Source organism: Pelagibacterium sediminicola (assembly GCF_003390885.1).
Lineage (GTDB): Bacteria > Pseudomonadota > Alphaproteobacteria > Rhizobiales > Devosiaceae > Pelagibacterium > Pelagibacterium sediminicola.
On sequence record NZ_QMEL01000006.1, the window covers coordinates 22,792 to 47,438 of the forward strand.

23 protein-coding genes are annotated in these 24,647 nt (G+C 62.2%); 16 read left to right on the forward strand and 7 right to left on the reverse strand.

All coding sequences use genetic code 11. The annotated features are described in order from the left end of the window. The first annotated feature begins 3 nt into the window (after nt 1–3). On the forward strand, nt 4–1,824 hold the full coding sequence (locus DQG18_RS10800) for an ABC transporter ATP-binding protein (RefSeq protein ID WP_116654280.1): 1,821 nt from the start codon (nt 4–6) through the stop codon (nt 1,822–1,824). 1 nt (nt 1,825) lies between these two features. Then, nucleotides 1,826–2,716 carry a ribokinase gene (locus DQG18_RS10805; protein WP_116654281.1) on the forward strand — a complete coding sequence of 297 codons (891 nt, stop codon included), beginning with the start codon at nt 1,826–1,828 and terminating at the stop codon, nt 2,714–2,716. A gap of 92 nt (nt 2,717–2,808) precedes the next feature. On the opposite strand, the gene DQG18_RS16325 is transcribed toward DQG18_RS10805, so the two are convergent. Next, complete coding sequence (locus tag DQG18_RS16325; protein ID WP_198669739.1) at nt 2,809–3,036, reverse strand: hypothetical protein; 228 nt, start codon at nt 3,034–3,036, stop codon at nt 2,809–2,811. Nucleotides 3,037–3,157: 121 nt separating this feature from the next. On the opposite strand from DQG18_RS16325, the gene dusA reads away from it, so the two are divergent. Further along, nucleotides 3,158–4,150 (forward strand): tRNA dihydrouridine(20/20a) synthase DusA, encoded by a 993-nt coding sequence (gene dusA / locus DQG18_RS10815; protein WP_116654282.1) that lies wholly within the window; start codon nt 3,158–3,160, stop codon nt 4,148–4,150. A gap of 249 nt (nt 4,151–4,399) precedes the next feature. Here the strand turns inward: dusA and DQG18_RS10820 are convergent, their stop codons facing one another. Both DQG18_RS10820 and DQG18_RS10825 read right to left on the reverse strand, forming a co-directional pair. Then, nucleotides 4,400–5,086, reverse strand: a complete 687-nt coding sequence (locus DQG18_RS10820) for a retropepsin-like aspartic protease family protein (RefSeq protein ID WP_116654283.1) — start codon at nt 5,084–5,086, stop codon at nt 4,400–4,402. 28 nt (nt 5,087–5,114) lie between these two features. Next, nucleotides 5,115–5,921, reverse strand: a complete 807-nt coding sequence (locus DQG18_RS10825; protein ID WP_198669740.1) for an adenosylcobinamide-GDP ribazoletransferase — start codon at nt 5,919–5,921, stop codon at nt 5,115–5,117. Between the two features lie 64 nt (nt 5,922–5,985). Between DQG18_RS10825 and cobT the strand changes: the two genes are divergently transcribed. Beyond that, nucleotides 5,986–6,999 carry a nicotinate-nucleotide--dimethylbenzimidazole phosphoribosyltransferase gene (gene cobT, locus DQG18_RS10830; protein WP_116654453.1) on the forward strand — a complete coding sequence of 338 codons (1,014 nt, stop codon included), beginning with the start codon at nt 5,986–5,988 and terminating at the stop codon, nt 6,997–6,999. A 163-nt stretch (nt 7,000–7,162) separates the two neighbouring features. Beyond that, the gene (locus DQG18_RS10835) at nt 7,163–7,846 is read left to right on the forward strand and encodes a glutathione S-transferase family protein (RefSeq protein ID WP_116654285.1); all 684 of its coding nucleotides are present in this window, start codon (nt 7,163–7,165) and stop codon (nt 7,844–7,846) included. Between the two features lie 320 nt (nt 7,847–8,166). On the opposite strand, the gene DQG18_RS10840 is transcribed toward DQG18_RS10835, so the two are convergent. Continuing rightward, the gene (locus DQG18_RS10840; RefSeq protein ID WP_116654286.1) at nt 8,167–9,690 is read right to left on the reverse strand and encodes a sensor histidine kinase; all 1,524 of its coding nucleotides are present in this window, start codon (nt 9,688–9,690) and stop codon (nt 8,167–8,169) included. A gap of 287 nt (nt 9,691–9,977) precedes the next feature. Here DQG18_RS10840 and DQG18_RS10845 point away from each other — a divergent pair, with 287 nt between their 5' ends. After that, nucleotides 9,978–10,457 carry an Lrp/AsnC family transcriptional regulator gene (locus tag DQG18_RS10845; RefSeq protein ID WP_116654287.1) on the forward strand — a complete coding sequence of 160 codons (480 nt, stop codon included), beginning with the start codon at nt 9,978–9,980 and terminating at the stop codon, nt 10,455–10,457. Nucleotides 10,458–10,661: 204 nt separating this feature from the next. Here DQG18_RS10845 and moaA read toward each other — a convergent pair whose 3' ends face one another. Together moaA and DQG18_RS10855 are read right to left on the reverse strand one after the other, a co-directional pair. Continuing rightward, on the reverse strand, nt 10,662–11,690 hold the full coding sequence (moaA, locus tag DQG18_RS10850; protein WP_116654288.1) for a GTP 3',8-cyclase MoaA: 1,029 nt from the start codon (nt 11,688–11,690) through the stop codon (nt 10,662–10,664). Between the two features lie 101 nt (nt 11,691–11,791). Further along, a complete protein-coding gene (locus DQG18_RS10855) occupies nt 11,792–12,382 on the reverse strand; it encodes a L,D-transpeptidase (protein WP_116654289.1) in 591 nt (196 codons plus the stop codon). 253 nt (nt 12,383–12,635) lie between these two features. Between DQG18_RS10855 and rpiA the strand changes: the two genes are divergently transcribed. The 9 genes from rpiA to gltX all read left to right on the forward strand — a co-directional run bounded on the left by rpiA (nt 12,636) and on the right by gltX (nt 22,213). Continuing rightward, nucleotides 12,636–13,328: a ribose-5-phosphate isomerase RpiA gene (gene rpiA / locus DQG18_RS10860; protein WP_116654290.1), complete on the forward strand. Its 693-nt coding sequence runs from the start codon at nt 12,636–12,638 to the stop codon at nt 13,326–13,328. Between the two features lie 96 nt (nt 13,329–13,424). Next, a complete protein-coding gene (locus tag DQG18_RS10865; protein WP_157970106.1) occupies nt 13,425–13,943 on the forward strand; it encodes a DUF2059 domain-containing protein in 519 nt (172 codons plus the stop codon). Between the two features lie 321 nt (nt 13,944–14,264). Beyond that, a complete protein-coding gene (gene gor / locus DQG18_RS10870) occupies nt 14,265–15,644 on the forward strand; it encodes a glutathione-disulfide reductase (protein ID WP_116654292.1) in 1,380 nt (459 codons plus the stop codon). 83 nt (nt 15,645–15,727) lie between these two features. After that, on the forward strand, nt 15,728–15,868 hold the full coding sequence (locus DQG18_RS16090) for a hypothetical protein (RefSeq protein ID WP_157970107.1): 141 nt from the start codon (nt 15,728–15,730) through the stop codon (nt 15,866–15,868). 88 nt (nt 15,869–15,956) lie between these two features. Beyond that, nucleotides 15,957–16,382: a type II toxin-antitoxin system HicB family antitoxin gene (locus DQG18_RS10875; protein ID WP_116654293.1), complete on the forward strand. Its 426-nt coding sequence runs from the start codon at nt 15,957–15,959 to the stop codon at nt 16,380–16,382. A 121-nt stretch (nt 16,383–16,503) separates the two neighbouring features. Continuing rightward, a complete protein-coding gene (locus DQG18_RS10880; RefSeq protein ID WP_116654294.1) occupies nt 16,504–17,883 on the forward strand; it encodes a class II 3-deoxy-7-phosphoheptulonate synthase in 1,380 nt (459 codons plus the stop codon). Nucleotides 17,884–18,247: 364 nt separating this feature from the next. Further along, nucleotides 18,248–19,072: a hypothetical protein gene (locus tag DQG18_RS10885; protein ID WP_116654295.1), complete on the forward strand. Its 825-nt coding sequence runs from the start codon at nt 18,248–18,250 to the stop codon at nt 19,070–19,072. Between the two features lie 124 nt (nt 19,073–19,196). Beyond that, the gene (locus DQG18_RS10890; RefSeq protein WP_116654296.1) at nt 19,197–20,867 is read left to right on the forward strand and encodes an NAD+ synthase; all 1,671 of its coding nucleotides are present in this window, start codon (nt 19,197–19,199) and stop codon (nt 20,865–20,867) included. Continuing rightward, nucleotides 20,864–22,213, forward strand: a complete 1,350-nt coding sequence (gltX, locus tag DQG18_RS10895) for a glutamate--tRNA ligase (protein ID WP_116654297.1) — start codon at nt 20,864–20,866, stop codon at nt 22,211–22,213. Before DQG18_RS10890 ends, gltX begins: the two co-directional genes overlap by 4 nt. Here the strand turns inward: gltX and DQG18_RS10900 are convergent. Then, nucleotides 22,137–23,255 (reverse strand): DUF2865 domain-containing protein, encoded by a 1,119-nt coding sequence (locus DQG18_RS10900; protein ID WP_157970108.1) that lies wholly within the window; start codon nt 23,253–23,255, stop codon nt 22,137–22,139. The genes gltX and DQG18_RS10900 overlap by 77 nt on opposite strands. Before the next feature lie 245 nt (nt 23,256–23,500). On the opposite strand from DQG18_RS10900, the gene DQG18_RS10905 reads away from it, so the two are divergent. Further along, nucleotides 23,501–24,508: a fumarylacetoacetate hydrolase family protein gene (locus tag DQG18_RS10905; RefSeq protein WP_116654299.1), complete on the forward strand. Its 1,008-nt coding sequence runs from the start codon at nt 23,501–23,503 to the stop codon at nt 24,506–24,508. The last annotated feature ends 139 nt before the right edge of the window (nt 24,509–24,647 follow it).

The window sequence follows — 24,647 nt, forward strand, 5'->3', positions numbered from 1 at the left end:
CCCATGACCGCACCGATCCTTTCCATCTCCGGATTGACCACGGCCTTTAAGGTGGACAGCGAATGGCGCGACGTTGTGCGCGATGTCAGCTTCAGTATCGCCGCACGCGAAACGGTGGCGGTTGTTGGGGAATCCGGCTCCGGTAAGAGCGTGACGGCTATGTCGATCATGCGGTTGCTCGGCCCCAACGCCCGTTCGACCGGCAACATCGAGTTTGAGGGCCATGATCTGCTGTCTCTGCCGGCAAAGGAAATGCAGGCCATCCGGGGCAACCGCATCGGCATGATCTTTCAGGAGCCGATGACGTCGCTCAATCCTGTCCTCAAGATTGGCGACCAGATCACCGAGGTGCTGATGCAGCACAAGGGCCTCAATCATACGGCGGCGATGACAGAGGCGGCACGATTGCTTGACAAAGTGCGTATCCCATCCGCCAAGGCGCGGTTGAACGAGTATCCGATGAGTTTTTCCGGCGGCATGCGCCAACGTGTCGTCATCGCCATTGCGCTCGCCTGCGAACCGAGGTTGCTGATCGCCGACGAACCAACCACCGCACTTGACGTCACGATCCAGGCGCAAATATTGGAGCTGATCAAGACGCTACAGCGCGAAGAAGGCATGTCCGTCCTGTTCATCACCCACGACATGGGAGTGGTGGCGGAAATCTCGGACCGCACGGTGGTGATGTATCGCGGCGAGGTTGTCGAAACCGATACAACCAAACACATCTTCCGCGACGCCGCCCATCCATACACGCGCGCGCTTCTGTCGGCGGTGCCGCAACTCGGCTCGATGATAGGCGAACCGCGTCCCCTGCGCTTTCCCATAGTCGACATGGCAACGGGTGAGGTACAGCCGGTGCCGCGGACGGCGGATACCGTCCGAATGGATGCCGAGCCTATCCTGAAGGTTGATAAGTTGGTGACCCGCTTCCCCGTCAGAAAGGGGATTCTACGCCGCACCGTTGGTAATATCCATGCGGTTGAGGACGTCTCATTCGCATTGCGGGCAGGTGAAACTCTCTCCCTGGTTGGCGAATCCGGCTGCGGAAAATCCACCACCGGGCGTTCGATCATCCGCCTCACCGACATGACCTCTGGAACGGTTGAGATCGGCGGCCGCAACGTAGCGCGTGCTGGCAAGGGAGAACTGGCAGACATACGTCGCAACGCCCAGATGATCTTCCAGGATCCCTATGAAAGTCTCAACCCGCGCATTCGCATCGGTGATGCTATCGCCGAGCCGATGATCGCACACGGCCTCCTGAACGGTGCACAGGCGCGGCAACGTGTCGGCTCGCTACTCGAACAAGTTGGCCTGTCTCCTTCTATGGCGGATCGGTTTCCACACGAGTTCTCCGGTGGACAGCGGCAGCGCGTCTGCATCGCCCGTGCGCTTGCACTGGATCCTAAACTCATCGTCGCCGACGAAGCCGTCTCGGCGCTCGATGTGTCGATCAAGGCGCAGGTTATCAACCTGATGCTCGATCTTCAGGAACAGCTTGGCCTCGGCTACCTGTTCATCAGCCACGACATGGCGGTTGTGGAACGCATCAGCCATCGCGTGGCGGTGATGTATATGGGTGAAATCGTCGAGATCGGCCCGCGACACGCGGTATTTGAGAACCCGGCGCACGCATATACACGCAAGTTGATGGCCGCCGTGCCGATTGCGGACCCTGAGCGTCGGCGCGTCCGTCACATCTCCAACGACGAAATCCGCAGCCCCTATCACAATGCCGGTTATCTGCCGTCAGAGCATTTTTATCGCGAAGTGGGAGAGCAACATTTTGTGCTGGTCGACTCGCTGGAAACGGCCGCCTGAAATGATCGTTGTTTTCGGCTCGATCAATTGTGATTTCATCTTCGATATGCCTGTTATGCCGGTTGTCGGTCAGACGCTGTTGGCCAGCGGCCTGCGCATTGAGCCGGGCGGGAAAGGCGCCAATCAGGGGCTTGCCGCTGCGCGTGACGGCGCCAGGGTTGCGATGGTGGGTGCGGTTGGCGCGGACGTAATCGCCGACACCGCCTTGAGCGGCCTTGACTCCCACGCGATCGACCTTTCGAGGGTGGTGCGAGTGGAACAGCAGACCGGCTGCACCTCGATTTTCATTGATGACCAGGGGCACAACCTGATTGCCGTTGCCCCGGGGGCCAACATGGAGGCCCGTGCAAGCCAGGTCGACGATATGCTTCTTGCCGAGGCCAGTACTTTTCTTTTCCAGATGGAGACGGATCCGCGGCAAATGGCGGAATTGGCGCGTCGCGTGAAAATGGCGGGAAAACGCTCGATCCTCAATCTTGCACCGGCAATCCCCGTCGAACCGGCAATACTGTCCCTGTTTGACCTCGTTGTCGTCAACGAGGACGAAGCTCAGGCGCTCGGCGGATGGCTCGGTTGCACGCCGGATTGTGAGTCGCTTTCACGACGCCTTGGTACAGGTGTCCTGTGCACACTTGGTGGAAATGGTTCGCAGGCCTTCGCCGATGGCAGGCATGCTTTCGCGCCTGCGATTTCCGTTGATATCATTGATACTTCGGCGGCGGGTGACTGTTACATCGGTGTACTTGCCGCCTCTCTGGATCGCGGCCTGACGCTGGAAGACGCGATGAAACGCGCCTCATGCGCGGCTGGACTGGCCTGCGCACAACGTGGCAGCCAGAAAAGCATCCCTTATGCCGAAGAGACCACGGCTCGGCTGGCGCAGACGATCTGACCTCGGCCTCAGGTTGACTGTGTTCTACCGTAGATCGCGACGGCGGACTTAAATGCCATGGCCAAGGAGGATTTCGGATGCCTTGGTGGGGCTCAACTCCTGATCCTTCGTGAGCACAGAGCGACGCGCGCCAGGCCGATACCTTCGGTAGACGGGACCACGCCGTGAACGGCTGCGGCATGAGCGGGAATGGTCTTGATGTAGCCGATATCGAATGTCGCCGTCTCACGATAGACCACCTTGCCCTCGCTTTTGCGGACGATCTTCGCCATATAGGCGGCGGTGTTGTTCTTTCGAGGTCTGGCAACGATGGTTTCCACGAGTATCACAAAGCCCTATTGCGGTGTTACTTTGTGATCCTGCCTCGTCTGAAACCTCGTCGCATATGGTCGATAACGCAACGTTACGCAACACGCGCATCAAATTTATGAAGAAAATACAATGAAATCAGCGGTCGCAGCGTCTCGGCGTTTCAGTGTAGCCCCCATGATGGACTGGACGGACCGCCATTGCCGGTTTCTTCACCGGCGATTGTCGTCGCATGCGTTGCTGTTCACCGAGATGGTGACAAGCGCTGCGCTGGTGCATGGGGATGCCGGGCGGTTGCTGGCTTTTGATGCGAGCGAGCATCCTGTCGCCGTTCAGTTGGGTGGTTCCGATCCGGCAGAACTCGCCGCGGCCGTCAGGATTTGCGACCGGTTTGGTTATGACGAGATCAACCTCAATGTTGGGTGCCCGTCCGATCGGGTGCAATCGGGCAGGTTCGGTGCGTGCCTCATGGCCGAGCCCGGTCTGGTCGCCGATTGCCTCACCGCCATGCGCGATGCGACCGATACCCCCGTCACGGTAAAATGCCGCATCGGCATCGACGATCAGGACACCGAAGCCGATCTCGACCGCTTCGTGGACGCGGTCCTGCCCACCGGGATCGATGCGCTTTATGTCCACGCGCGAAAAGCGTGGCTCAAGGGCCTCTCGCCCAAGGAAAACCGGGACATTCCTCCGCTCGACTACCCGCGCGTTTACCGCCTCAAGCAGCGGCTGGGCGCCTTTCTGGTCTATATCAATGGCGGTATCGGCTCGCTCGATGAGGCCCAGGCTCACCGCGCCCACGTCGATGGCGTCATGCTTGGCCGCGCCGCCTATCATGACCCGATGATCCTTGCCGATGTCGATGCCCGCTTTTTCGGCGCAACCCGTCCCGCTCCTACGCTCCTCGATATCGAGCAGGCAATGACCGCCTATGCCGAGGCCGAACGGGGCAGGGGCACGCGCCTCAACCAGATCACTCGCCACATGCTGGGGCTGGCCAACGGCCGCCCCGGCGCACGCCGCTTCCGCCAGATCCTTTCGGTCGACGCCTCCAAGCCCGGCGCGTGCCCAGAGGTCATCGCCGAGGCCTTCGCCACCCTGGACCGTGCCCAGGCGGCGTAGTTAGCTGGATCGTTTCAGATTCTGATGGAAGCAGCCGCACATTCTTCCCGCGTTCACCGGCGAAGCGAGAGACGGGGCGGTCGTGTCGGATTTTGATCGAAACGATCGGCTTGTCTCCGCCGCTATCCCGGGCTCGACCCGGGATCCACAGCGAACCATCCAACACGGTGAACTTTGCAGCATGGGCCCCGGCTTTCGCCGGGGCAGCAAAGAAGATTGAGGCTGATCCGGTCAAAACCCGCAACGGCTTTAGTCGTGCATTTCGAGGCTGTCGCGGCTCACCGTATAGCGCGACAGGGTTTCAAGGAACGTCATGCCCAGAAGGCTCGTTTCCAGCGCACCTTCCTGCGCGACGAACGCCCGGATGCGGGCGCGGGCGATGTTGCCCACCTCGATCCGCTCCAGCGTCACCGGGGCAGCAAAGCTCGTGCCATTGGCGGTCTGCACCGGCACGCGGAACGAAAGGTTTTCCGTGTCGATCCCCACAAGTCGCGCATCGTCCAGCGATAGCACCACCGCCGAAGCGCCGGTATCGAAGATCATCGGGAGCGTCACCCCGTTGACCGCCGTATCGACCCGGAAGCTGCCGCCGAACGAGCGGGCGATCTCCACGTTTCCGGTTTCCGGGTTGACGATCGCTACCCCCGGCTGCAACTGGCTCATCAGCCGCTGCCCGATTCCTGAAAAATCGTCGCGGAACGCATAGCCCACGAAAAATACCGCCCCGATCGCGATCCATACCGCAAAGCCGCCAACGATCTCGCCTAGCCGATGCCGCCGCCCCACCAGCGTGCTGGCCAGCAGCGTGAGGATGACGACAAGCGGGATCGCCCGCGCCGTCTGGTCCTGCGTCAGCCCGAAAATGGCCCCGAAATCCGCATTGATGGCCAGCGCAATGCCAACGGTGATCAGGATGGCAAAGGCGACGAACAGCATCCGGGGTCCATTATCTCAAGGAAAAGCATCAAACGATCAGGCGCATGAACACGCCCAATATGGCAATTTCGAGCAGCACCTGCGCCGCCCCCGTCAAATCCCCCGTCTGCCCGCCCACGAGCCTGCGGCACAGCCTTGCCCAGCCCAGCGCCACGACTGCCGCGCACCCCGAGGCGAGGACAAAGCCCCATATCCCGGTAAAAGCGCCCGCTAGGACGAGCCCCAGTACAAGAGCCAAAACGTTCCCCAGCGCAAAGGCGTTCCCCGGCACCCCGCCCGCTGCCGCCGCCGCGCCATCCGTGCGGGCCGGAGGGAGCCGCATGGGCAGGTAGAGCGCCCCTGAGCGCGCCATCGTCGTGGCCGCCAGCCAGACCAGCGTCGCCGCCAGCGGATTGTGGCCCGCGATGGCCGCGAGCGCCGCGACCTTCAGCCCCACGACGAAGACGATCGCCAGCACTCCGTAGCTGCCGTGGCGGCTGTCTTTCATGATCTCGAGCCGCCGCGCCGATGTCGCCCCGCCGAACAGCCCGTCCGCCGCGTCCGCAATCGCGTCCTCGCTCATCGCACCGGTAACGAGGGCGGCGGCGGCAACGGCAAGAAGCGCGGAAAAAAGGGCAGGGAACCCGGCATGGACGAAGACGAAAAGCAGCGCTGCCGGACCCGCACCGATCGCAAGGCTTGCCAGCGGCAACACGGGGGCGATCCGCCCAAGATCCGGCTTCTCGTGTGTGCCCTTGCCCGTCGGCAGGCGGGAAAAGAACCGCAGCGCCATGACCAGATCGGCAAGCGGCCGCGCAAATCGGGCGGCGGGCGAGGGTGTGTCGCCTTGGCTCAATTGCCTTTTCCTTTTCCATGCCGCAAAACGGCATTCCTCTTATCACCTCAATTCCGGAGTCGCCATGTCCGCCTCAGCCTTTGCCGACATTCAGGATCTTTTGATGCTCGGCCCCGATGGCGATGAAGCCGCCGTTGCGGCGGTGCGGGCGCGCGATGCCCAACTCACCAAGCCCGCCGGTTCGCTTGGAGAGCTTGAAGGGCTCGTCGAGTTTCTCGCCCGCTGGCAGGGCAAGCCAGAGCCGACCATCGAAGACCCTATGGTCGCGATTTTCGCCGCCAATCACGGCGTTACCGATCAGGGCATTTCGGCCTACCCGCGCGAGGTGACGCGGCAGATGGTTGCCAACTTCACCAATGGCGGCGCGGCCATTTCCCAGATCTGCGCGCTGCATGAAATCAATCTGCGCGTCTTCGAGCTCGCCCTCGAAGTCCCCACCGGCGACATAACCGTCGTTTCCGCGATGGATGAGCGCGCCACCGCCGCCACCATCGCCTACGGCATGGAGGCCATCGCCGGCGAGGTCGATCTGCTGTGCATCGGGGAAATGGGCATCGGCAACACCACCGTCGCCGCCGCCATTTACGCCGCGCTTTATGGCGGCACCGGCGCGGATTGGGTAGGGCGCGGCACGGGCGTCGATGACGAGGGCCTGAAACGCAAGGCCGATGCGGTGGACCGCGCGCTCCAGCGCCACGCCGGGCGGCTGAACACCCCCTTTGAAATCCTCAGCCATCTGGGCGGCCGCGAAATTGCCGCCATGCTCGGTGCCATCATTTCGGCCCGCCACCAGAAGGTTCCGGTCATCATCGACGGGTTCGTCGCCACCAGCGCCGCCGCCATCGCGCACGCCGTCAACCCCGCCGCCATCGACCATTGCCTCTTCGCTCACACCTCCGCCGAAAACGGCCACGCAAGGGCTCTCGAAGCGTTGGGCGAAAGGGGCCTGCTTGATCTGGGCATGCGGCTGGGCGAGGGGACGGGCGCGGCGCTTGGCGCCATACTGTGCAAGACCGCGCTGCATCTGCACAAGAACATGGCAACGTTCGCGGAAGCTGCGGTAGAAGGAAAGTTGTAGCACTTGCAGCTTGCTGGATTCCGGGAATAAATCCCGGAATGACAATGATGGTTTTGGTTGGCTTTCAAGCCCACCTCTCCTCCAATGTCACCCCGGTATTCATTACCGGGGCCCAGGCGATATTGACGGCAAACGCAGCGGCATCGTTATTGGGAGGAAAACCATGTACACCCTCTACATAGCCAACAAGAACTATTCGTCCTGGTCCCTGCGTCCCTGGGTTTTGCTCAAGGCGCTCGACATTGCCTTCGAGGAGCGTTTCATGCCGTTCCTTGACGCGGGCAGCTACGAAACCTTCCGAAAGTTTTCCCCCACCGGCCTCGTGCCCTGCCTCGTCGATGGCAGCGTTACCGTCTGGGATTCGCTCGCTATCGTTGAATATGTGGCCGAGGACCACCCCCAGGTCTGGCCCGCCGATCGGGCCGCCCGCGCCTGGGCCCGCTCGGCCAGCGCCGAAATGCACTCGGGCTTTTCAGCCCTGCGCAACATTTGCGGCATGAATGTCGGCGTGCGCGTAGAGCTCCACGAGACCGCCCCGGTGCTGGCACAGAACATCGCGCGCCTGGACGAACTCTGGACCGAAGGTCTCAGCCGCTTCGGCGGCCCGTTCCTCGCAGGCGAAAATTTCACCGCCGCGGACGCCTTCTTCTGCCCCGTCGCCTTCCGCATCCAGACCTACGGGCTGGAACTGGGCGAAACCGCACACCGCTACGCCCAGCGCCTCCTCGATCTTCCCGCCATGAAGGACTGGTACGAGGCTGGCATCGCCGAAACCATCCGCGACAAGCCCCACGACGCCGAAATCCCGGGTATCGGCACGCTGATCGAGGATTTGCGCGCGGTTTAGCGCGAAAGCTCTGGTCAATTCACCTTCCAGTAAGCATCGTAGCACCCCTCATCCGACCTCCGCTTCTCTCCGGCCACCTTCTCCCGCAAGGGGAGAAGGGGATTCCGTGGATGTCTCGGTTCCTGAGCACCCCTCTCCCCTTGAGGGAGAGGGGTGCTGGCACAGGCGCGTGCTTCCAACTGGATTTATCCTCGCCTTTCGCGGCACCGCTATGCTGCCACTGGCACCAACCATAGCTCGCTGATCGAAAAGGGGACGACAGGATGAAGCCCGAAAAAAATGACTGAACGAACTGAACGCGATCCGTTCAATTCGTCTAATTATCCGACTTCCGAATAGATTTCGAGCGTCCGGCGCTCGACCACCGGCGCCATGCCTTCCATCACGCGGGCGCGGGGGAAGGTGGCGATGGTTTCGGTGCCGAAGCGCAGTTTGGAGAACAGGTCGAACCGCCCTTGATGCAGGTCCATGATCTTCTGGACGATGGGCAGGCCGAGCCCGGCACCCTGTTCGGCGGTCTTCTGGGCCAGCGTGCCCTGGCCGAAGGACGACAGGACCGTCTCGATTTCCTCTTCGGGAATGCCCGGCCCGTTATCCTTGACCTTGACGAACTGCCCACCATCCTTGCTGCGCCCTACGGTCACTTCCACGCGGCCCGATTGCGGGGTGAACTTGATGGCGTTCGAGAGCAGGTTGAGCACCACCTGGCGCACGGCGCGCTCGTCGCCCCAGAGTTTTGGCAGGGCGTCCTCGCGCGAAAAGACCAGCTCGATGCTCTTGGCCCGGGCGCGAATTTCCAGCATGCGGCGGCAATCGTCGGCGATCTCGCCAAGGCTCACCGCCTCTTCGTTGAGATCGTACCGCCCCGCCTCGATGCGCGAGAGGTCCAGCAGCTCGTTGATGAGGTTGAGAAGGTGCTGCCCGCTGGCGTGGATATCGCCCGCATATTCCTTGTATTGCGGCACGGTATGCGCACCCAGAAGCTCGGATTTCAGCACCTCGGAAAACCCGATGATCGCATTGAGTGGGGTGCGCAACTCGTGGCTCATCGTGGCGAGGAACCGGGATTTGGCGATATTGGCCTGTTCGGCATGCCGCCGCGCCTCATCCGACATGTTGCGTGCTTCCTCCAGTTCGAGGATTAGGGCATCCTTTTCGAGCTGGTGTTCGAGATTGCCCAACTCGGACCTGTGCAACTGCTTGGCAAGAAAGAGGAAAAAGAAGAATGCTCCCATGGCGACCGCCGCCAGCGCAAAGTTGAGCGTCCCCCCCGACCAGACCAGCATCGCGCCCACCGCAAGGGAAGGGGGGAGGGTTGAAACCAGCGTTGCGCGGGGGAGGGTGCGGGTCGATACCGCGTTGACGGCCACCCCCACCAGAAGCATGGCGAAGATGATGATGCGGATATCCTGCCCGCCCGCGACCGCCGGCAGAAGCGCCATCAGCGCCCAGGCCAGCCCGTTGATCGTTTCGGCGGAGATGAAGATCGCCGTCCAGCGCCGCGCATTGAACGCCTCGGCCCGCGCCCGGCGGAACTGGCGGCACAGCATTGCAATGCCGGCATTGGCCGTAAGCACGAACCCCGCCCAGATCGCCGCGATGTTGGGGGAAACCCAAAGGATTGCTGCGGCGGTGAGAATGGCGATGACCAGAAGGGTGGGCAGGAAGCCGGAAAGACGCGCCGAGGCATAGTCGTCGAGCAGGTCGTAATCGAAGGAAACGCGGGTGCCCGAACTCGACGTCAGGCGCTGGCGGGCGTCCAGAACTGTGCGTTGCACGTTGCGCCGCTGGTCGCGGCTCGTTCTATGCGCTTCGGCCGCCTGATGCGCCACACTCGAGGGCATGATCGGAACTCGGGTACTCAACTGGACACAACACGATCCATCGGACGAAGCCTAACGGATTACTCTTACGCTTGGGCGTAACCTATGGCGTGCATGGTTAATACAGGGTTAGGGTCAGGGGCCGGATGGAGCCCAAACGGTTTTGGACGAGACCGCGTGACGCGTTTTCCTCCGGCCTCGCCTTGACACTGGCAATGCGAGCGCATCAAATGCTATAGCTGGGCGGATGATTTTCCATTTATGCGGAAAATTTCTCAAAGACTCGGAATTTCATTTCAGGGGCTCACATGGCGCTCGATAAGCTCGACCGCAAAATTCTTCAGTTGCTGCAAAAAGACGCGACCATGCCGGTTGCCGAAATCGGGCGGAAGGTGGGACTGTCCACCACCCCCTGCTGGCGCCGTATCCAGAAGATGGAGGAAGAGGGCGTCATCAAGCGTCGCGTTGCGGTGCTCGATCCGCAAAAAGTCAATGCGGGGGTAACGGTGTTCGTGGCGGTCAAGACCAACGAGCACAACGACGCCTGGCTGCGCAAATTCGCCGCCGTGGTCGAGGATTTCACCGAAGTCGTCGAATTTTACCGCATGAGCGGGGACGTGGACTATCTCCTGCGCGTCGTCGTGCCCTCGATCCAGGCCTACGACACCTTCTATAAAAAGCTCATCGCCAAGATCGCCCTCAGCGACGTCAGTTCGTCCTTCGCCATGGAGCAGATCAAATACACCACGGCTTTGCCGCTGGAGTTTGCGGTGCTGAGCGACGGGTAGATCATATCGGCATCCGGCGTTTGCGGAAGTATCGCCGGCCCCCTCACCCCCAGCCCCTCTCCCACAAGGGGAGAGGGGGGCTCAAGAACCGAAACCTCCACAGGGTTGCCCTTCTCCCCTCGTGGGAGAAGGTGGGCTTTCGCAAAGCGAAAGCTCGGATGAGGGGCTGCGATGCTGCCGCAAACGCGCAACAGCTTATAGGGTCTATCCCCCCGTAACCGACATATGCCGCCGCACTGCCGGCTCCGCGCGGTCGATCTCGAAATCGTGCCCCTTGGGTTTCAGGATCATCGCCCGGTCGAGCGCCGCGTCGAGGCCCACCGCCCCGCTCTCGCGATAGGCCGCCCGCAGGTCCACCTTGTCGTCTTGCCCCAGGCACATATAGAGTTGGCCTGTGCATGTCAGGCGCACGCGGTTGCAGCTTTCGCAGAAATTATGAGAAAGCGGGGTGATAAATCCCAGCGTTCCGCCCGTCTCGCCTACGCGCACGTAACGCGCCGGCCCGCCGGTGCGCTTGTTCATGGGTTCGAGCGCGTAGGTCTCAGCCAACCGATCGCGCACCTCGCGCAGTGAGAGGTGAGCCTCGGAACGGTCTATCGCCACATCGCCCAGCGGCATTGCCTCTATCAGCGTCAGGTCGTATCCGCGCCCATGCGCCCATTCGAGGAGGGGGATGATTTCATCGTCGTTCACCCCGCGTATCGGCACCATATTGAGCTTGATGGCAATACCCGCGGCATCCGCCGCCGCGATGCCGTCGAGCACCTGCCCGAGCCGCCCACGCCGCGTAATGGCCGTGAACCGCGCGTCATCCAGCGTATCGAGCGAAACGTTGATGCGCTTGATCCCCAGTTCGGCCAACCGCGTGGCGTGCACTCCAAGCTGGCTGCCATTGGTGGTGAGGGTCAATTCATCCAGCGCACCAGAGGCCAGATGCGTTGCGGAGATGGCTTCGATGAGCTTGACGATGTCGCGCCGCACCAGCGGCTCGCCCCCCGTCAGCCGCAGCTTGCGTACGCCCCGCGCAACGAAGGCGGAAACGATCGCCTGGATCTCATCAAAGCTCAGCACGTCCTTCTTGGGCAGGAACGTCATGTCCTCGCCCATGCAATAGGTGCAGCGGAAATCGCACCGGTCGGTAACTGAAACCCGCAAATACGTCACCTGCCGCCCGAACCTGTCGATCAGGGGGCGGAACGTGGATGAGGCTGTTGGGCTACCAGAATGAAGCATGGCTATGATTATAGGTCTTTACGCACACTTTAGAAACAGACCCGCATAACAAAAAAAGACCGCCTCAAGGGGCGGCCTTTAAACTCGGGGAAGAGAAGAGGTTAGCGCCGCACGACCACCCGCGCGCCGACCTGCACGCGGTTGTAAAGGTCGATGATGTCGTCATTGGTAAGCCGGATGCAGCCCGAGGACACGGCGGTGCCGATCGTCCAGGGTTCGGATGTGCCGTGCAGGCGATACATGGTGGAGCCTATATAGAGCGCGCGTGCGCCGAGCGGATTGTCGGGTCCGCCTTCCATGTAGCGGGGGAGGGTGGGGTCGCGGCGCAGCATGTTGGCCGTCGGGCGCCAGTCCGGCCACTCCGCCTTGCGCGAAACGGTGTTGGTGCCTGCCCACGTCGCGCCCTCGCGGCCCACGCCGATCCCGTAGCGCATGGCCTTGCCGCCATCGAGCACGAGATAGAGCCGCCGTTCGCTGGTTTCGACGACGATCGTGCCCACGGCAAGGTTGGTCTCGTAATCGACGATCTGTTTTTTGATCGGGCTTCCGCCGCCATAGGCGCCGGTGGTTTCGCGATCGACGAACGTGTTGAGGTCGGCGTCATAGACACGGACGGTCTGGTTGGCTGACGCTGCCCCCATCGACAGGATCGCCAACAGGACGACCGACAAAAACAGATACACAGATTTCATTGCTATCAAGCCCCTCCAGAATGGCCCGCCCCGCGCGAATCCACTCGTCAAACCTTTCGCTGCATAATCTGATTGCCGATTCACGCATAGGCACTTCACGACAGCTTGAGTAGTCCTCCGCACTCCCATCGGTGAAGTGTTGCAATCGGGCGACAATAGGTCGCGCCAAAGTGGGGCTATCCCCCTTTCGTCCGGTTGACATAGCCCGGCCAAGGCCGGAAACCTGCTATGGTTTCAACGATGGAGTGGCGCGATGAGCGATGCGCTGAAACGGCAGGCGGCCGAAGCGGCCATGGCGGAAATCCGGCCCGGCATGCGCATCGGGCTGGGTACGGGATCGACGGCCTGGCATTTTGTGGACCTTCTGGGCGCCAGAGTGGCGAGGGGTTTTGAATGCCTGTGCGTTCCCACCTCGGAAGCAACGGCCACCCAGGCCCGCGAGCTCGATATTCCCCTTGCCACGCTGGAGGACATCGACAGTCTCGATGTTACCATCGATGGCGCCGACGAGATCGATGCCCGTTTCCGTCTCATCAAGGGCGGCGGGGGCGCGCTCTTGCGCGAAAAGATCGTCGCGGCCGCCTCCGCGCGCATGGTGGTTATCGCCGACCAGTCCAAGCTGGTCGAAACCCTTGGGAAGTTTCCGCTGCCGATCGAGGTCAATCCGTTCGGGCTGGCGGCAACGCGCCGCGCCGTTGCCGGGGTCATGGACCGGTTCGGAGCCGAAGGCGGGTTTGCGCTGCGCCAGAGGGACGGCGCGACGTTCATGACCGATGGCGGCCACTACATTCTCGACGCATCTTTTGGCCGTATTTCCGACGCAGAAGCACTCTCGCGGGCTCTTCTGGACATTCCTGGCGTCGTCCAGCACGGCCTGTTCCTCGATTTGTGCCATGAGGCCTATCTTGCGGCACCGGATGGTGTTATCCGCCTGTCTGATCGATGACTGAAGCGGGATCAGGAAAAGCTGGAGACTTTTCCGGTTCGATTCCGCGATTGAACAACGATGCCGAACGGCAACTTGGAAGGGACCGAACGCACAATGACCACAACGTTTTCCTTGCGCCGCCTTCCCGTGGCGCTCTTGCTCGCAGGCGCCATCGCGGTCTCGGGCATGTCGGTTGCCCGCGCCCAGCAGGAAATCTCTCCCGAACACCTCGCCGCCGCCCGCTCATATGTCGATATGACCGATGGCGCCGCGGTTTACGAGAACGAGCTTATCGAGATCGGGCTCAACACCATGCGCGTGCTCGTCCAGCAGGACCCGGCACTGACCGATCCGGTCATCGAGGCCATCGATGCCGCCTATGCCGAATATCTCGAACGCAAGTCCGAGCTTTATAACCAGTTCGCGCGTATCTATGCGATGCGGTTTACCCAGGAAGAGCTCGAGGAAATCCTTGTCTTCTATAATGGCGAGGTGGGCCAGAAGCTGCTCGCGAACAATCCCGGCATCAACCAGGATCTGCAGATCGTCCTCGGTGTCTGGAGGAACAATACCGAGAGCGAATTCCTCGCCCGTGTTCGTGCCATTCTGCGCGAAGAAGGCTATAGCGTCTGATTTGCCCCCGATCCGGGACAAATGAAAACCCCTTGCCCCGCGCGAGGGGTTTTTTTACGCGGAGCGGCGGTCCACATTAGAGCGGTTCAGGTCTTGACGGAATCACCGAGGCTGTACGCTTTGTGGAAACCGTGCTCTGGCCCCCGGTAACAAGTACCGGGGTGACGGTGGAGTTTTAGGCAGCAGCTTGCCAAAATCACCAGTGTCATTCCGGTATTCATTACCGGCAATCCAGCGCGATCCTTCAAAACGCGCCGCTCTGTGCCGGTTCAATCAAAACGTGAAATGATCTAGTGGCGGATAAAATGAAGAGTCTGGGCAATGAGTGAAGAATTTGATCTTGTGGTGATCGGTGGCGGCTCGGGCGGTGTGCGTGCGGCGCGCATGGCGGCGGGCTTTGGCGCAAAGGTCGCGGTGGTCGAGGAATACCGGTTCGGGGGCACCTGCGTCATCAGGGGGTGCGTGCCAAAAAAACTCTTCGTCTATGCCTCCCGCTTTCCAGACCTGTTCGATGTCGCGCCCAGCTTCGGCTGGCAGGTGGATGCGAAATTCGACTGGCCGACCCTTCTTGCCAACAAGGACAAGGAAATCGCCCGGCTCGAAAACATCTATGAAAAACTGCTCGACGGGTCCGGCGTGACCCTGTTCCACGACCGTGCAACGATCACCGGTCCCAATACGGTGGCGCTGAAATCGGGCGAGACGCTCAAGGCCGGGCACATTCTGGTCGCAACCGGCGGCGCGCCGTTCAAGCCGTCCATCGAGGGTGCCGAACTGGGCATCACCTCCAACGAGGCTTTCCATCTCGAAACTCTGCCCAAAACCATTCTTATAGAGGGCGGCGGCTATATCGCGGTGGAATTCGCAACGATCTTTTCGGGCCTGGGGGTCGATACGACCCTCGTCTATCGCGGCGACCGCATCCTGCGCGGGTTCGACCCGGACGTGCGCGAAGGGCTGGAAGACGCGTTGCGCGAGCGCGGCGTACGCCTGCGCTACGGCTATCACATCAGCAAGCTCGAAAAGGAAGGCGAAGGCGTTTGCGTCAACTTCTCCCATGACGAACAGGCATGCTTCGATGCCGTGATGTTCGCCACCGGTCGCCACCCCAACACATCCGGGCTGGGGCTGGAAAGCGCGGGCGTCGAACGCGACCAGACCGGCGCAATCGTCGTCGACGCCTATTCGCGCTCGTCCTGCCCCTCGATCTACGCGGTGGGGGACGTCACGGGCCGCGCCGCGCTGACCCCGGTAGCGATCCGCGAGGGCGCGGCATTCGCCCAGACCGTCTTCAACAATACCCCCACCAGGGTGCCCTACGATCTCATTCCCACGGCGGTCTTTTCCGAGCCGGAAATCGGTACCGCGGGCTTGTCCGAGGACCTTGCCGCCGAACGCTTCCGCTCTATAGACGTCTACATCGCCCGTTTCCGCCCGATGATGAATACGATGTCCGAGCGGCCCGACAAGATGATGTTCAAGCTCATCACCGAAACCGCCACGGGCCGGGTGCTCGGCTGTCATATTCTGGGGCCGGGGGCAGGGGAGATGATCCAGCTCGTCGCCATCCCCATGGGCATGAACGCAACCAAGGCCGACTTCGACCGCACCATCGCCATCCACCCAACGGCGGCGGAAGAACTGGTGACGCTCAAACTGCCCACCTATCGCGTCGTGGACGGGGAGAAGGTGACGGTGTGAGATTCTGCGGACAGATTTGTCCGAATATGCTTGAGATGCGGACAAATTTGTCCGATAATTGAGCCTTGCCGGGTGGATCGCCGATGGAAAAACGTGACCGTTTCATCGCTGCGATCAGGAAAGAGGCCAAATCTCTGGGCCTTTACTTTTCCGTCCATAAGGGGCGAGGGAAGGGCGGTCACGCGATGATCCACGTGGGCGGTCGCTTTACCACCCTGCCGTAGCGCGAGATTGATCCAAAGACCGCGCGCAAGATTAGGAAGGCGTTGGGTCTCGATTAGGCAGGCTATCCGGCGATGGAGTTTTGAGAACATGCGAACTTATGCCTATCCCGTTCTGCTCGAGCCCGGAGACGATCCGGCGGTGACGGTCGTGACCTTCCCGGATTTCCCGGAGGCCATCACCGAGGGCGTTGGGGATATCGAAGCCCGCGCCAATGGAGCCGACGCACTCGGTGTTGTCATGCTCGAATATCTCAGGCAGGGCAGAAAACTACCGATGCCATCGGAAGGGCAGACCATTATTGCGCCAGAACCCGATGTTGCCGCCAAGATTGCGGTGCTCGAAGCATTTGCGGCGGCGGAAATTTCACAAAGGGAGTTGGCGCGCCGCCTCGATTGGGATGAAAAAGCCGTGCGCCGTCTGCTTGATCCTTATCACGCGACCAAAATACCGCAGTTGTCTGCAGCACTCCATGCACTGGGTCAACGTCTTGTGATTTCCGTAGACGCCGCCTGACCCCGGCCATGAGACAACGCGCCATACTATAGGCTACTTGGCATTGGCGGCCCGACTTGGTAGACCACCTCACCCTCGCGGCGTTCCCGCGGGGCTTTAGCTATTGAAACAAGCGAGTGAAATGATGAGCACGTGGACACCTGACAGCTGGAGGAACAAGCCAATCCTGCAGGTCCCGACCTATCCGAGCCAGACAGAGCTCGAGACGGTCGAGGCCCGGCTCGCTTCGTTTCCCCCCTTGGTTTTTGCAGGCGAGGCGCGCGACCTCAAGGCCAATCTGGCCGAGGTCGCAGCCGGGAGAGCCTTCCTCTTGCAGGGCGGCGACTGCGCCGAAAGTTTCGCTGAGCACGCGGCCGACCATATCCGCGACTTCTTCCGCGCCTTCCTGCAGATGGCGGTGGTGCTGACCCATGGCGCCTCCAAGCCCGTGGTGAAGGTTGGCCGCATCGCGGGCCAGTTCGCCAAGCCGCGCTCGGCCGATATCGAAGCCATCGGTGGCGTGGAATTGCCCTCCTACCGGGGCGACATCATCAACGGCATCGATTTCACCCCCGAAGCGCGCACGCCCGATCCCCTGCGCCAGCTCGAAGCGTACCGCCAGTCGGCGGCGACGCTCAACCTTTTGCGTGCCTTCTCCTCGGGCGGCTTCGCCAACCTCACCCGTGTTCACGAATGGACGATGGGCTTCATGAAGGATTCCAACTGGTATCCGCGCTATGAGGAGGTTGCGAGGAAGATCGAGGACGCCATCGAATTTCTTGGAGCGCTGGGACTCAACCCCGAAAACACCCCGGCATTGCGCGAAACCAGGTTCTTTACCTCCCACGAGGCGCTGCTGCTTGGCTACGAAGAGGCGCTGACCCGCCGCGACTCCATCACCAACGACTGGTACGCGACCTCGGGCCACATGATCTGGATCGGCGACCGCACGCGCAATCCCGATCATGCCCATGTCGAATATTTCCGCGGCATCAAGAACCCCATCGGCGTCAAGTGCGGCCCTTCGCTGTCGAGCGAGGACCTCAAGCGCCTGATGGATACGCTCAACCCCGATGACGAAGCAGGAAGGCTGACGCTCATCGCGCGGTTCGGTTCGGACAAGGTGGATGACCACCTGCCGCGCCTCATCGAGACGGTGAAGACGGAAGGCCGCACCGTCGTCTGGTGCTGCGATCCGATGCACGGCAACGTGATCAAGGCATCCTCGGGCTACAAGACCCGGCCGTTCGAGCGCATCCTTTCGGAAGCGAAGTCGTTCTTCGACATTCACCGCCAGATGGGAACCATCGCGGGTGGCGTGCACGTGGAAATGACCGGGGCGGACGTCACCGAATGCACCGGCGGCGTCTCGGCAGTGACCGAAGCCTCGCTTTCGGATCGCTACCACACCCACTGCGACCCGCGCCTCAACGCCTCCCAGGCACTCGAACTGGCCTTCCTCATCGCCGAGGAAATGCACGGCCAGCGCAACGGCCAGCCCAGGCAGGCCGTGGGCTACTGAGCCGAAACCGGCTTCGCGTTCCCTTTCAAGGCAGGGCTATCGCATCTGGATCTGCGTGTGTGGCTTCACCCCACCCCAGCCCTCCCCATCAAGGGGAGGGTGTTTCCTTTTCCTTGTTGTCTCCCGACGCACAAGGCCAGCACCTCCCCCCTTGTGGGGGAGGTTGGGAGGGGGGGAGTCGGCGTAAGCCGAAACATATGCGATTGCCCTCCCCCTCAAGGAAGCGAAAGAGCCGAGACGTTCGCCATCTCCCAAAAGCAACGGTGCCAGCGGTGAGTTCAAGAGACCGCTTAGCATAACTTTAACCCTAACAGCGTCATAACGGGTGCATTGGCATGTATCTCGATTGATCTGGAGGGGGCCGATGTCCCGTTACGTCCTCATAATTGCGGCAGCAGCGCTGGCATCCGGGGCAGGGGCCGTGCACGCGGCTGATTGGGGCGTGTCGTCCTATGAAGAGCCCGCCTTCAAACCGGCCTATCCCGTCGATTATACCTATGACGACCCGCTGACCTTCGAGGCGGGGCTGCGTTATTTCTATAGTTGGGGCGGCCAGTCGTTCCAGACGGGCGGCAACACCTATTCGGCGAATGATACGGCCCATTCCTTCGAGGGGCATTTGCGGATCGATGATCGTTCGACCTCGACCTATCTCAAGGGGCATATCGGGTTCGGCGCCATCGCCGATGGCGAATACAGCACGAACGGGGTACAGACCAGCGCCTACCAGATCGGGCGCATCTCGTACGGCGTCGCCGATTTCGGATATACGCCGCTCGACACGGGCAGCATGCGGCTCGGCGTTTTCGGCGGCTATCAATTCACCCATGAGGCGCCCAGCAATATCGGGCTCGATATTCACAGCCTGAGGCTCGGCGTTTCCGGCCGGGTCGAGGTGGCCGACGTTTTCGATATCAACGCCGAAGTGGCTGCAATCCCCTATTCTGTCGTTTCCGGTTCCATGCGCAACACGGACGGCCCCACGACCATCTCCAATCTCGATGGTTCGCTCTATGGGGGCTCCGCCGAGGTGATGGTCGGGTTCCATCCCACCGACATGTTCACCATCCGCGGCGGCGTGCGCGGCACCTATCTCAACGGCCATGTCATGTCGGATCCCGGCAGCGCGCAGCGCTATGTCGAAACCTTCCGCTGGGGCCCCGTGGTCGAGCTCACCGCCAGCTTCTGACGTTCATCACGAGCGATACTGACGCCGGAGGGCTTGCCGTCCGGCGTTTCGTGCCGCCTTGCTCTCATCGCCCGCGCAAGATAAGTCTTGCGCCGACCCGTTCCCCTCCATCCCGGACCCGCCCGTGACTGAAACGCTCCGCATCGCCCTGGCCCAGCTCAACGCCAAGGTTGGCGCGATCGGCGACAATCTGGCGAGGGCGCGGAAGGCGCTCGACGAGGCCGAGGCGGCGGGGGCGGACATCCTGATGTTCACCGAGCTTTACCTTACCGGCTATTTCCCGGAGGACCTGCTGTTCAAGCCGCGCTTCGTCATCGAAGCCATGTCGGCGGCGCGGGAGCTGGCCAAGGCAACCAAGGGCCTCAACGTTTCCGTCCTGCTGCCCACGGTCTGGTGCGCGGATGGCAAGCTCTACAACGCGGTCATCCTTGCCGAAGACGGCGCGATCATCGACCGGCGCTACAAGGTCGAACTGCCCAGCGACGACGTGTTCTACGAAAAGCGCTATTTCACCCCCGGCGCTCTCCCCGATCCCATGACGATCAAGGGCCTCACCATCGGAGTTCCGGTGTGCGAGGACGCCTGGCATGACCGGGTCTGCGAGACGCTTGCCGCGCGCGGCGCCGAGATGCTGCTCTGTCCCAACGGCTCGCCCTACTGGCGCAACAAGCAGCACATCCGGCTCGATCTCGTGCGCCGGCGGGTCAGGGAAACCGGCATCCCGTTCCTTTATTCCAACCAGGTTGGCGGGCAGGACGAACTGGTGTTCGACGGCGCGAGCTTCGGCATCAACCCGGATGGGTCGCTCGCCTTTCAGGGCAAGAGCTTTATCGAGGACATGGTGATGTCGGACTGGCAGAAGGATGCGGGGCGCTGGCGCTGCGTCAAGGGTCTCGTCACCGACCTCGTGCCGGTCAAGGAAGCGCCGTGGCACGCGGCCATGCTCGGCCTGCGCGATTACGTCCACAAGAACGGTTTTCAGTCCGTGGTGCTGGGTCTTTCGGGCGGCATCGATTCCGCCGTCGTTGCAGCCATCGCCGTTGATGCGCTTGGGCCGGAAAACGTCCACTGCATCATGCTGCCTTACCGCTACACCACCGAGGCCTCGCTGCGCGACGCGAGGGCCTGCGCGGAAACGCTCGGGGTGCGCTATGACATCATACCCATCGACGGTGCGGTCGATGCGGCCAATAGGGAACTTCAGGGCCTCTTCGCGGGCCTTCCCGCCGATATCACTGAGGAAAATCTGCAATCGCGCATGCGTGGCACCATCCTGATGGCGATCTCCAACAAGCTCGGCTCGCTCCTCATCACCACCGGCAACAAGTCCGAGGTAGCGGTGGGCTATGCCACCATCTATGGCGACATGAACGGGGCCTACAACCCGCTCAAGGACATGCTCAAGACGCAGGTTTACGAGCTGGCCGCGTGGCGTAACAGCTACCATCCCTCCGACGTGCACGGCCCCTCCGGCATCGTCATTCCGCCCGAAATCATCACCAAGGCCCCCAGCGCCGAACTGCGTCCCGACCAGACCGATCAGGACAGCCTGCCGCCCTATCCCGTGCTCGATGCGATCATCACCGGGCTGGTGGAAGAAGAGTGCTCCATTGCCGAACTGGCCGCCGAGGGGTTCGAGGCCGATCTGGTCGCGCGCATCGAGCGGCTGATCTATATCTCCGAGTTCAAGCGCCGTCAGGCGGCGCCCGGCCCCAAGCTGACGCCCAAGGCTTTCGGCATCGGGCGCAGATACCCCATCACCTCGGGCTATCGCGACGGGAGCCTTTCGCCATGAACGTTGTCGTGCGCTATGCGCCGTCCCCCACGGGCCTGCTGCATCTGGGCAATGCGCGCCCGGCTGTCCTCAACTGGCTGTTTGCCAAAAGCCATGGCGGCAAATATATCCTGCGGCTGGACGACACCGACACCGCGCGCTCGAAAGAGGAATTCGCGAATGCCATCGAGGAGGACCTCGCCTGGCTGGGCATCGTTCCCGACCTCAAGGTCCGCCAGTCCGACCGCCTGCCGCTCTATGATGCGGCTCGCGACCGGCTGATCGCGGAAGGCCGGCTCTATCCCTGCTACGAGACCGCCGACGAACTCGACCGCAAGCGCAAGCGGGCCCGCGCGCTCGGCCGCCCGCCGATCTACGACCGCGCGGCGCTGAACCTCACCCCCGAGGATCGCGCAGAGCTTGAAGCGGGGGGCCGCAAGCCGCACTGGCGCTTCAAACTCGATGGCCGCGCCGTCACCTTCCCCGACCTTGTCCGGGGTGTTCAGACGGTCAATACCGCGTCGATGTCCGATCCCGTCCTCATCCGCGAGGACGGCAGCTATCTTTATACCTTCACCTCCGTCGTCGACGACATCGAGATGGACGTCACCCATATCATCCGGGGTGAGGATCATATCTCAAATACCGGTGTCCAGATCGAGCTGTTCGAGGCCCTTGGCGCGACGGCCCCGGCCTTCGGCCACCATAATCTCTTGACCGACGCCGAAGGGCAGGGGCTTTCCAAACGGCTGGGCTCGCTCTCGCTGCGGGATTTGCGCGCCGAAGGCTATGAGCCTCTGGCGGTTGCCATCATGGCCTCGGTCACCGGCACGTCGCTGCCCGTCGAGCCCTATCCCGGCCTTGAGGCGATCGCGGAAAAACTCGATTTTGCGATGATCTCCCACAGCCCCGCCCGCTTCGATCCGGCGGAACTGGCGACGCTCAACGCGCGCATGATCCACGCCATGGATTTTGAAACGGCAAGGACGCGGCTTGCCGATTACGGCATCACCGATCCGGCGGTCTGGGACGTGCTCAAGGAAAATCTCACCCGCTTCGATGACATCGCCGAATGGCGCAAGCTGGTCGATGGCGGCATCACGCCCGTGATCGAAGCCGATGACGCCGATTTCATCGCAACCGCGACCGGCCTGTTACCCCCCGAGCCGTGGGACGAGACCACCTGGGCGGCATGGACCAGCGCGCTCAAGGAAAAGACCGGGCGCAAGGGGCGCCAATTGTTCATGCCGCTGCGGTTGGCGCTGACCGGGCGACCCGATGGGCCTGAACTCAGGACGCTTCTTCCGCTCGTGGGACGAAAGGCGTCTCTGGGCCGACTATCCGGACGGGCCGATCCCCGAAATTGACGATCCTGAGATCCGCCGCGCTGCGCGAGGCGGGCGTCGTGACCGGGGCGACGGTTCCGTCATCGCGCGGCCGCGGGCGCGGTAGCGGAATATCGACCAGCCCCGAGGTATCGGCCACCACCGTCTCCGCCGCACGGCGCGGATCGCGTTGGGGCAGGGGGAAGGTCACCTCGTCGAAGGCGATGATGGCGCGCGACTGCCCGTCCTCGCCGTCGCCCATGGTGATCGAACCAAGCGCCTCGCGCTGCCGGCACGAGCAGTTTTCGGCAACCTCCTGCCGAAAAAGGAAGGCATAGGGCATCGAGCGGTACGGGGCGCCGGAAAGCGAAATCATGTCCTCGGGCTCTTCCCCCGGATTGCGGTATGAAAACAGCAGCACGTCGGTGCCCGGACACATCTCGTGGCAGCGGATGGCGTCCTGCCCGATGAAATCGTCGGTCGTCGAAAAGCTGATCGGCCAGTAAAACCCGTCGCAGGTCCGCACGCAAACCGTACGGCGCGTGGCCATGGTCGACCACGGATCGAACGGGGATTCCCTGTAGTCGTCGCCGAAAAAGGGATCGTTGCCGCCAAAGATCTGGTTGAGCAGCGGCTGGCGCTGGCCGGGGAAGGCGGCCCCGCTCTGGTTGCCGCCCGCGCTGCAATTGAACCGTGCCGAATCCTGGAGCAGCCGCTCCCGGTTCTGGGCCAGCGATTGCCCCTCGCGCGCCGCGCCGGTCAGTTGCTGCACCTGCGAGCGCCCGCTGGTGATGGCCTGGGCGAGCGTCCGGCATTGTCCGCTCAATGCCTGCCCGGCATTGAGCGCCTGCTGGCACCCGCCGCGAATCCACGTGCTTTCGTCCTGGCGCACGCGGTTCTCGGTCTGGCGCAGGCTGGCAACGATGTTCTGGTAGTTGGTATAGGCGACATTGCGCTCGATCCCGCGCAACAGCGCGATGATCTGCGTACAGGCCTGGTTCTGGGCCAGCGCCACCGACATGTCGGCGGCAACAAGCGTAAGCGCCGCCATGACCGCCAGCATCAGCCGTGCAAGGGAACTCAACCGCAAATCCCTGCCATGTCCCATGAAACCAAACCCGCGCCGCATCGCCAATTGGGGTACGCGGCGTTTTCCCGCAAAGCAAGACTGTAGAGCGTTTCCAGCATAAGTGGATACCACTTATGCGGTTCGGAAACGCGATATAACAAAGACTTAGAGCATTCCCTGTTTTGATTCCATCAAAACAGGGAATGCTCTAACTGCTGAAACGGTCTTCACGCCAATCACGTGTCCGGTATAGTCCCCCCATGAAACTCGCAACGCTCCGTAATGGCCGCCCGGATGGCCACCTCGTCATCGTCTCGCGCGACCTGTCGCGCTTCGCTTCTGCGGGGCGGATCGCCCCCAACCTTCAGGCGGCGCTTGACGACTGGGACCGTTGCGCCCCGATCCTGCGCGCCGTCTCCGACCAGCTCGACAATAACGAGATCGCCGGAATGCGTTTCGTGCCCTCCGAGGCGCTGGCCCCGATCCCTCGCGCCTTCCAGTGGATCGATGGCGCGGGCTATATGGTCCACCTCGACCGGGTGCGCTCATTGAAGGGATCGAGGGACGCCGAATTGCAGGACCAGCGCCCGCTGCTTTATCAGGGGGCTTCGGACAGCCTGACCGGCCCCACCGCGCCCATCGTCGTCCCCGAGGGTGATCTGGCCATCGATTTCGAGGCCGAGGTGGCTGTGGTCACCGCCCATGTGCCGATGATGCCTTCAAAAGAAGAGGCTACGGCGGCCATCCGCCTCATCGGCATCTGCAATGATGTCTCCCTGCGGCGGCTGGTGGCCGACGATCTCCAGAACGGCTTCGGGTTCTTCCACGCCAAGCCCTCGACCAGTTTCGGCCCGGTATTCGTCACCCCCGACGAGCTTGGCGAGAACTGGCGCGACAACCGCGTGCACCTCAAGGTGCGCTCGCACGTCAACAAGAGCCTTTACGGCCAGCCCAACGCAGGCATCGACATGCGCTTCGATTTCGCTGACCTCATCGTGGAAGCCGCCCGCACGCGCGAGTTGGGCACCGGCACGATCATCGGCTCGGGCACCGTCGCCAACGCCCACGAGGAAATCCTGCCCATCCGGGGCAACGGCATCGGCTTTTCCTGCATCGTCGAGGCGAGGACCATGGAAAAGATCAAGATCGGCGCCCCGCGCACTCCTTTCCTCAAGCCCGGCGACAGGGTGCGTATCGAGGCCGTCGATGAAAATGGCCGCTCGGTGTTCGGCGCCATCGAACAGGACGTGACGCTGCTGGCCCGCTGAATTGCCCAACCTGCTGGCGCGCCGTCCTTTTCGCGCTTGATTTGCGCGTCTCCCGAGTCCATTGTGCACGCCATGAAAACCGTTAAACCGATCTGCATTATCGGCTGCATCATTATTCGCTGACCACTCGCTGGCGGCG

Excerpts from the sequence above, each read along its gene's own strand:
- DQG18_RS10835 (WP_116654285.1), top strand. The coding sequence starts at position 7,163 with ATGTACACCCTCTACATAGCCAACAAGAACTATTCGTCCTGGTCCCTG.
- DQG18_RS10855 (WP_116654289.1), bottom strand. The coding sequence starts at position 12,382 with ATGAAATCTGTGTATCTGTTTTTGTCGGTCGTCCTGTTGGCGATCCTG.
- rpiA (WP_116654290.1), top strand. The coding sequence starts at position 12,636 with ATGAGCGATGCGCTGAAACGGCAGGCGGCCGAAGCGGCCATGGCGGAA.
- gor (WP_116654292.1), top strand. The coding sequence starts at position 14,265 with ATGAGTGAAGAATTTGATCTTGTGGTGATCGGTGGCGGCTCGGGCGGT.
- DQG18_RS10805 (WP_116654281.1), top strand. The coding sequence starts at position 1,826 with ATGATCGTTGTTTTCGGCTCGATCAATTGTGATTTCATCTTCGATATG.
- gltX (WP_116654297.1), top strand. The coding sequence starts at position 20,864 with ATGAACGTTGTCGTGCGCTATGCGCCGTCCCCCACGGGCCTGCTGCAT.
- DQG18_RS10820 (WP_116654283.1), bottom strand. The coding sequence starts at position 5,086 with ATGCTGTTCGTCGCCTTTGCCATCCTGATCACCGTTGGCATTGCGCTG.
- DQG18_RS16090 (WP_157970107.1), top strand. The coding sequence starts at position 15,728 with ATGGAAAAACGTGACCGTTTCATCGCTGCGATCAGGAAAGAGGCCAAA.
- DQG18_RS10885 (WP_116654295.1), top strand. The coding sequence starts at position 18,248 with ATGTCCCGTTACGTCCTCATAATTGCGGCAGCAGCGCTGGCATCCGGG.
- DQG18_RS10865 (WP_157970106.1), top strand. The coding sequence starts at position 13,425 with ATGACCACAACGTTTTCCTTGCGCCGCCTTCCCGTGGCGCTCTTGCTC.
- DQG18_RS10875 (WP_116654293.1), top strand. The coding sequence starts at position 15,957 with ATGCGAACTTATGCCTATCCCGTTCTGCTCGAGCCCGGAGACGATCCG.
- DQG18_RS10880 (WP_116654294.1), top strand. The coding sequence starts at position 16,504 with ATGATGAGCACGTGGACACCTGACAGCTGGAGGAACAAGCCAATCCTG.
- DQG18_RS10840 (WP_116654286.1), bottom strand. The coding sequence starts at position 9,690 with ATGCCCTCGAGTGTGGCGCATCAGGCGGCCGAAGCGCATAGAACGAGC.
- cobT (WP_116654453.1), top strand. The coding sequence starts at position 5,986 with ATGTCCGCCTCAGCCTTTGCCGACATTCAGGATCTTTTGATGCTCGGC.
- DQG18_RS10905 (WP_116654299.1), top strand. The coding sequence starts at position 23,501 with ATGAAACTCGCAACGCTCCGTAATGGCCGCCCGGATGGCCACCTCGTC.
- dusA (WP_116654282.1), top strand. The coding sequence starts at position 3,158 with ATGAAATCAGCGGTCGCAGCGTCTCGGCGTTTCAGTGTAGCCCCCATG.
- DQG18_RS10800 (WP_116654280.1), top strand. The coding sequence starts at position 4 with ATGACCGCACCGATCCTTTCCATCTCCGGATTGACCACGGCCTTTAAG.
- DQG18_RS10845 (WP_116654287.1), top strand. The coding sequence starts at position 9,978 with ATGGCGCTCGATAAGCTCGACCGCAAAATTCTTCAGTTGCTGCAAAAA.
- moaA (WP_116654288.1), bottom strand. The coding sequence starts at position 11,690 with ATGCTTCATTCTGGTAGCCCAACAGCCTCATCCACGTTCCGCCCCCTG.